This is a genomic window from Oleiphilus sp. HI0043, from assembly GCF_001634935.1.
Genome location: NZ_LWEY01001108.1, coordinates 1 through 953 on the forward strand (window position 1 = coordinate 1; position 953 = coordinate 953).

Annotated in this window: 2 protein-coding genes; one reads left to right on the forward strand and one right to left on the reverse strand. The window is 46.4% G+C overall.

Annotated features, from left to right (window positions below; translation table 11 throughout):
• Positions 1–96, forward strand: a 96-nt coding sequence (locus A3729_RS12185) for a DUF1244 domain-containing protein (protein ID WP_156497920.1), incomplete at its 5' end; no start/stop codon positions are given.
• Positions 97–107: 11 nt separating this feature from the next.
• Here the strand turns inward: A3729_RS12185 and A3729_RS12190 are convergent.
• Positions 108–953, reverse strand: an 846-nt coding sequence (locus A3729_RS12190; RefSeq protein ID WP_369820132.1) for a polyphosphate kinase 2 family protein, incomplete at its 5' end; no start/stop codon positions are given.

Genomic DNA, 953 nt, shown 5'->3' on the forward strand with positions numbered 1-953 from the left:
GCCGTTTATGGTATGCCTTATTCTGAATGGAAAGAGAAGCATCAATTGAAGGCAACGCCTCAGCAGCTCGAAGCTTTTGAAGCGAAGCAGAAGTAAATCACTCCTGCCTAAATTTCTAGACCCAAATGCTTCTTGGCAGCTTTGACCAGCTTTGGGTCGAGAGCGGGTGGTGTGATATCAACACCTTTCACAAGCTGATCATTCAGCTTCTGCATGACAGCAACTCGCATGCTCCACTTATGATTAGCGGGTACTACGTTCCAGGGTGATGCTTCGGTACTAGTGAAACGGAACATATCGTTGCTTGCGTGTGTGTAATCGTCCCATTTTAGCCTATTTCGGATGTCTTCTTCTGTTAGCTTCCATTGCTTTTCTGGTGTGTTTAAACGTAGTTCAAAACGCTTAAGTTGTTCTTCGGGCGTGATATGTAAAAAGAACTTGATCAGGTGCACGCCGTCATCAGTCAACATTCGCTCAAATTCATTTATTTCTTGATAAGCTCTCTGCCAAGCTGTTTCTGGTGCAAAGCCTTCTACTCGCTCGACAAGCACCCGGCCGTAATAAGAACGGTCAAAAATGGCTAAGGTGCCTGGCTTGGGAAGACGGGTTTGAAAGCGATACAGGTAGTGTCGGCCTTGCTCATCGGGGTGAGGCGCTGATATCGGATAGACCCTAAAACCGCGGGGGTCGAGCTTTTCGCTAATTCGCCTAATTACCCCACCTTTACCTGAGGCGTCCCAACCTTCAAACACGATAATTGCTCGTTTGCCTTGTCGATAATAGGCTTGTTGGATTTGGAGAAGGCGCTCCTGGCAGCTTTTAAGTGCTTTTGTGTATTGGCTTTTTGATTCAATGAGAGCTTGATCAAAATTCACCTTAGAGAGGTTAGGAGGCTTTTGTTCAAGGATAACGGGCGAGGCTGGGTGAGTGATGTTTTTCATTGGTATCCTGTT